The 5,713-nt window shown below is 68.6% G+C and carries 6 protein-coding genes; 4 read left to right on the forward strand and 2 right to left on the reverse strand.

Features of this window, described 5'->3' with window-relative positions; genetic code table 11:
• Window positions 1–579, forward strand: a 579-nt coding sequence (locus AC04L7_RS11325) for an OmpA family protein (protein ID WP_475513031.1), incomplete at its 5' end; no start/stop codon positions are given.
• A 227-nt stretch (window positions 580–806) separates the two neighbouring features.
• Here the strand turns inward: AC04L7_RS11325 and AC04L7_RS11330 are convergent.
• Together AC04L7_RS11330 and AC04L7_RS11335 are read right to left on the reverse strand one after the other, a co-directional pair.
• A complete protein-coding gene (locus AC04L7_RS11330; RefSeq protein WP_296282884.1) occupies window positions 807–1,352 on the reverse strand; it encodes a hypothetical protein in 546 nt (181 codons plus the stop codon).
• A gap of 208 nt (window positions 1,353–1,560) precedes the next feature.
• Window positions 1,561–2,589 (reverse strand): LysR family transcriptional regulator, encoded by a 1,029-nt coding sequence (locus tag AC04L7_RS11335; protein ID WP_296282883.1) that lies wholly within the window; start codon window positions 2,587–2,589, stop codon window positions 1,561–1,563.
• 354 nt (window positions 2,590–2,943) lie between these two features.
• Here AC04L7_RS11335 and AC04L7_RS11340 point away from each other — a divergent pair, with 354 nt between their 5' ends.
• From AC04L7_RS11340 to AC04L7_RS11350, 3 genes are all read left to right on the forward strand, one after another.
• Window positions 2,944–3,399, forward strand: coding sequence for a hypothetical protein (locus AC04L7_RS11340; RefSeq protein WP_436000342.1), 456 nt, complete (start codon window positions 2,944–2,946; stop codon window positions 3,397–3,399).
• A 5-nt stretch (window positions 3,400–3,404) separates the two neighbouring features.
• Window positions 3,405–4,202: an SDR family NAD(P)-dependent oxidoreductase gene (locus tag AC04L7_RS11345; protein ID WP_296282903.1), complete on the forward strand. Its 798-nt coding sequence runs from the start codon at window positions 3,405–3,407 to the stop codon at window positions 4,200–4,202.
• Between the two features lie 127 nt (window positions 4,203–4,329).
• Window positions 4,330–5,535, forward strand: coding sequence for an efflux RND transporter periplasmic adaptor subunit (locus tag AC04L7_RS11350; RefSeq protein WP_436000344.1), 1,206 nt, complete (start codon window positions 4,330–4,332; stop codon window positions 5,533–5,535).
• Window positions 5,536–5,713 lie beyond the last annotated feature (178 nt).

Raw genomic sequence — 5,713 nt, forward strand, 5'->3', positions numbered from 1 at the left:
GGCGCGTGGGACAACGCCAAGAAGTACATCGAAGACGGCCACCACGGCGGCAAGGGCAGCGAAGCGCACAAGGCGGCGGTCACCGGCGACACCGTCGGCGATCCCTACAAGGACACGGCCGGCCCGGCGATCAACCCGCTGATCAAGATCATCAACATCGTCGCGCTGCTGCTGGTGCCGGTGCTGCCGGTCAATGGATGGCTGGGCAGTGCCGCGCCGGCGGAGGCCGCCTCCCACGTTGCCGCTGCGGCCGATCACGTCGTCGACGGACGCCGCGCCCGCATCCTGTTCGACAGCGGCTCCGCGGTGGTGCCCTCGGACACCACCGCACGGATGGCGGGCGTGCTGGGGACGCTGGGCGCGGATCCCGACAGCACGGTCCGCGTCTCCGGCTTCCACGATGCCAGCGGCGATGCCGCCGCCAACGAAGCGCTGGCGAAGCAGCGCGCCGAGGCCATCCAGCAGTGGCTGGTGGTCAACGGCGTGGCGGCGGAACGCATCTCGCTGGACAAGCCCGCGCAGACCACCGGCAGCGGCGACGCGGATGAGGCGCGCCGCGTGGATGTACTGGTGGAGTAAGCGTACGCACGATGCGTCAGAACAAGGGCGGCCATTGGCCGCCCTTCTTTTTGCGACTCTGTAGGAGCGACGTGAGTCGCGACCGCACGCCATCCGCGTACGGAAGCCTCACCCCTGGATGAGCAGGAAGGCCTCTGGCCTCCAGCGTGTCCGCCTTTCCAACGCTTCATGACGTGCGAGGCCGGGCGTTCGCGACTCACGTCGCTCCCACAGTGACCCCGTATACATCACGACGTCGGCTGCAGTGCCACCACGCGCACGTCAACATCCTTGCAGGCGGCGTCCTGGCAGATGCCGTTCACCCAGGCCTCGCCGTTGCCGAACATCACGCCCTTGTAGTTGACCATCAGCTGCGAATACTTCTGCCGCTTGATCGTGTCGGCGATGGCCGGGGTCATGATGCGGTCGTACTCACGCACGAAGGCGGCGGCATCGGCAACCTTCAACGACTCGCCGTCGCGAACGGTGACGAACGGGTAGGCCACCAACGCCGCGACGGCCTCGGTGTCGTTCGCCGTCACGGCCTGCTGCAATTGCCGGATCACCGTCTCGTAGCGGGCGTGATCGCCCAGCACTTCGTCGATGGCCTGGTTGACTGCACGCGGATCATCGACGGCCTCGCCTTCCGATGGGCCGGCGGCAGGAGCGGTGGGCGCTGCGTCTGCGGCAGCTGCGGCTGGCGCCGTATCGGCAGCGGAAGCGGCGGTATCAGGCGTGGCCGGCGCGCAAGCCGCCAGCCACAACACCGCAAGCGCGGCGATCGGTGTCTTCATCGTGCGGATTCCTGGTCAGGTGGAGACGCGGTGCGGACGTCCATCCATGGCGGACAACCCAACTCCGGCGATGCGGGCCCATCCTAGCCAGCCCTGCGCCGGCTTGCGTTCGGGAATCGTTAGGCCACACGTTTCGCCTCCCTCCCCTCTGGGCGGCAAGCCACTGTCGTTGCCGTCGTCCCCGCGTGCGCGGGACGACGGCAACGGCTCAACTCAGCACGTCAGCCAATACCTTGCGCCCGACCGCCGCGGCGGCTTCCACTTCGGGTGCCGTCTCGGCGGCCGCACGCGCTTCGGCCTGCTGCTGCAGGTATACCGGGCAGTGCTGCATCATGTAGTCGACGTCGAACTTCATGCGCTCGACCAGGAAGTCGACGAACGCACGCACCTTCGGCGACTGCACGTGGCCACGCGGGAACACGGCATTGAACTCGTATTCCGGCCCCGTCCATCCCGCCAGCACGCGCTGCAGGTGGCCCTGCTCGAGATACGGCTTGACCATCACGTCGGCGCCCAGCATCAGCCCTTCGCCGCACAGCAAGGCGCCCTTCAGCGCCGCGGGATCGTTGGCCACCAGGATGGGATTGATCGGATAGTCGTGCTCGCCCTCGGCGCCGTGCAGGGTCATCGCCCAGCCGTTGCCGCGACGATGCTTCTGCATGGCCAGCACGCGATGGTGCTGCAGGTCGTCCGGGTGCAGGGGCTCGCCGTAACGCGCCAGGTACTTCGGGCTGGCATACACCTGCGTGCGCAGCGTGCTGAGGCGGCGCGCGACGAGGTTGGAATCCGGCAGGCTGCCGATCCGAAGCGCTACGTCGATCTCGCCGGAGATCAGGTCCAGGGTGTCGTTGGCGAGCAGCATCTCCACGCGGATCTCGGGGTATTGCGCATGGAACTCGCCGAGCAGCGGCGCGATCTTGTCGATGCCGATCGAATACGGCGCGGTGAACCGCAACCAGCCGCGAGGACCGGCGTGCAGCTGGCCCACCGCACTGGCGGCTTCGTTCAATTCGCGCGCGATGCGCTGGCAGTGTTCGTAGTAGACGTTGCCGGCTTCGGTCAGGCCGAGCTTGCGCGTGGTCCGGTGCAGCAGTTGCGCGCCGAGGCGCGTCTCCAGTTCCTGCACCTTGCGGCTGACCGTGGTCTTGGGGAGGCGCAGCACGTTGGCAGCCGCAATGAAGCTGCCCTGCTCCACCACCTTGACGAAGATCAGGGTGTCGTTGAGATCGTGGGTCATCGAGAGACTCCGGTAGGCGATGGGCGAATTGGCCCGCTGACGGGATGATTATTCCCCTAAATCAGGACTAATCAAGTCCTCATTGGCGGCGTAACGTGGCGTCCATCGTCCTCCACCGGGTATCGCCCCCATGCTGTTCGCCCGCCTCTTCCAATCGCTGGAACACCGTGAAGACGTCTCGGAATCCCCGTACCCTCGGGCTTTCCGTCGTAGCAAAAGCCTTTTGTTACAGGACATTTCCGGTCATGTCGCCGCGCCCCGCTCCCAGCGGGGCGGCACGGTGGGAGGTGGTCGCCGGATCGGCAAGGTGATGTCGGCTTCCGGGATTATCCCGATCACGGGAGGATTCATCCCATGAGCGGGACACTTGCCCGGCGTGCGCCGACGAGCGGCCCCCCCCGCGAAGCGCCGGTCGCGTTGCGGCTGGCGACCTGCCGCGCCTTCGTCGCCCCCAGGGGCGATGACGCGCAGGATCAGGCAATCGCAAAGCAGGATCCGGATATCGCGGCCACGACGATGCTGGCCACACTGGCCGCCATGCCCGTTTCCTTCCCGAATGCCGCCATGCGTTGGCTGCGTGCCGTTGCACGTGCGCTGGTCGCGCGCCTCCACGCGCCGGCCGATCCGTCGACGCCCTCCCCCACGACGGGTCGGCCGGTGGCACGCCTGCCGCTGGCCGGCCAGCGCGCCGGCTTCCGCGAATTCACCCTGCCGCGTCCACAGACTGATGACGTGCGGCAACGCCTGCAGGTGAAATCGGCGGGCGTGAGCGGGCGTATTGCGGCACCGCTCACGCGGAGCGCGCGGTGAACGCCATGACGGACACGCTGACCCCGGGCGCGCTCGTGATGGGCGCCAGCGGCAACGTCGGCTTCGGCGTGGTCGGCGCGTTGCTGGAGGCCGGCAGCCCGGTGCTGGCGGTGGGCCGCGAAGGCCCGCGCATGAGCGCGCTGGCCGAGCACTTCGAGGACGAGCCGGGACTGCAGCTGCTGTATTCGCCCTGCGTGCACGATGATCGCGGCGCCGCGCGCCTGGCCGACGAAATACGCGAACGTGGCCGCCCCCTGCGCGCCGTGTTCGCGAGCATGGGCACGCCGCTGCAGAGCGGGCGCCTGCTCGACCGTCCGGCCTCGTTCCTGCTGGAGAAGCTGGAGGCCGATCTCATCCCGCACCTGGCCGCCGCCCGCCACCTGATTCCCCTGCTCTCCGAAAGCCAGACCGCCGCGAACTACGTGCTGATCGGCGGTCCCTACGCGGAGCGCGGCTGGTCCGGCTACGGCCACGCCTCGGTGACCGGTGCGGCGGTGCGCATGCTGACCCAGGTGCTGCATGAGGAAGCGCAGACCCTGGGCGTACGCGTGCAGCTGCTGTCGGTCGACAAGCCGGTGTGCACGCCGGAGAACGCGATCAACGCCTGCGCGGAATGGCCGGATGCGCTGGCGGTCGGACGCAGCGCCGTCGCGCTGTTGGCGCGTGGCGGGCGTGCGACGCAGTCCATCGTCACCTGGTCCGCGCAGGACGCGAAGCCGCCGGCGCAGACGCTCGCGCGCGACTTCGAAGACGCGCTGTGGGCGGTGGCCGGCGCTCCACGCAATGGCCGCGCCTCCGCCTGAGCGTCACGCCATCGAGCCCTCGCCCGTCCCTGCCATGCCGACCCCGATCCACCGCTTGACCTCAACCTGACTTCAGGTCGCACCCTTCCCGCCCGATTCCTCCTCTCCCCCAAAGAGACCACCACCCATGAACACGCCTTCCCGTTCTTCTACGCGTACGCAGCGCCTGCTCGCGCTCGCCGCCTTCAGTGCGCTCGCCCTCGCCGTGCTGGCCGGTTGCAGTGGCCAGGCCGCCGAACAGGGCGCGCCGCCACCGCCAGAGGTCAGCGTGGCGGCCGTCCCGGTCAAGTCGATCAGCCAGTGGGACGAATTCAGCGGCCGCGTCGAAGCCATCGAACATGTCGACCTGCGCCCGCGCGTCTCGGGGTACATCGACCGCGTCAACTACACCGAAGGCCAGGAAGTGAAGAAGGGCGACGTCCTCTTCACCATCGACGCGCGCAGTTATCGCGCCGAACTGGCGCGCGCGCAGGCCGAACTCGCACGCGCCCGCACCCAGGCCGACCTCGGCCGCAGCGAAGCGGCGCGCGCCAAGCGCCTGTCCGACGTGCAGGCGTTGTCGACCGAAGAGTACGAGCAGCGCCGCGCCAATGCCGACCAGGCACAGGCGAACGTCGCCGCCGCCCAGGCTGCCGTGGAAAGCGCCCGGCTCAATCTGGAATGGACCCAGGTGCGCGCTCCCATCGACGGTCGCGCCGGCCGCGCGCTGGTCACCGCCGGCAACCTGGTCAGCGCGGGCGACGCCGCCAGCGTGCTGACCACGGTCGTTTCACTGGACAAGGTGCACGTGCACTTCGATGCCGACGAACGCGCGTTCCTTCGTTACGCCGAGATGGCCCGCAAGGGCGAACGTCCCAGCGAGCGCGACGGCAAGGTGCCGGTGCAGGTGGCGCTGGCCGACGAAACCGACTTCCCGCATGCGGGCGTGGTCGACTTCCTCGACAACCAGGTCGACCGCAGCACGGGCACCATCCGCGCCCGCGCGCTGCTCGACAATGCCGACCGCACGTTCACGCCGGGCCTGTACGCCCGCGTTCGCCTGCTCGGCAGCGGCGAGTTCAAGGCCGCGCTGGTCGACGACAAGGCCGTGCTGACCGACCAGGACCGCAAGTACGTCTACGTGGTCGACAAGGAAGGCAAGGCGCAGCGCCGCGACGTGAAGATCGGCCGCATGGCCGATGGCCTGCGCATCGTCGAACAGGGCCTGGCCGCTGGCGACAAGGTGATCGTCAGCGGGGTGCAGAAGGTCTTCTTCCCCGGCATGCCGGTGCAGGCCAAGGCGGTGGCGATGGGCGCAGCGCAGGCGCCCGCCACGACCGTGGCGATGAAGTAACCGCATCACCCGCGCAGGCGGATCCGCGTCGCCCACGGGTGCGCGGATCGGCTGACATGCCGCGTCGAACCGTTTCCGACCACCGCCCCTCGGCGGTGGCCAGTCCCTTGCATCTTCATTTCCAGGAAATCCACCCATGGACTTCTCCCGTTTCTTCATCGACCGGCCGATCTTCGCC

It is taken from the genome of Pseudoxanthomonas sp. LjRoot204_2 (assembly GCF_056175765.1).

Coding starts and splice junctions, on each gene's coding strand:
- AC04L7_RS11340 (WP_436000342.1), top strand. CDS start 2,944: ATGAGCGGGACACTTGCCCGGCGTGCGCCGACGAGCGGCCCCCCCCGC.
- AC04L7_RS11330 (WP_296282884.1), bottom strand. CDS start 1,352: ATGAAGACACCGATCGCCGCGCTTGCGGTGTTGTGGCTGGCGGCTTGC.
- AC04L7_RS11335 (WP_296282883.1), bottom strand. CDS start 2,589: ATGACCCACGATCTCAACGACACCCTGATCTTCGTCAAGGTGGTGGAG.
- AC04L7_RS11345 (WP_296282903.1), top strand. CDS start 3,405: ATGACGGACACGCTGACCCCGGGCGCGCTCGTGATGGGCGCCAGCGGC.
- AC04L7_RS11350 (WP_436000344.1), top strand. CDS start 4,330: ATGAACACGCCTTCCCGTTCTTCTACGCGTACGCAGCGCCTGCTCGCG.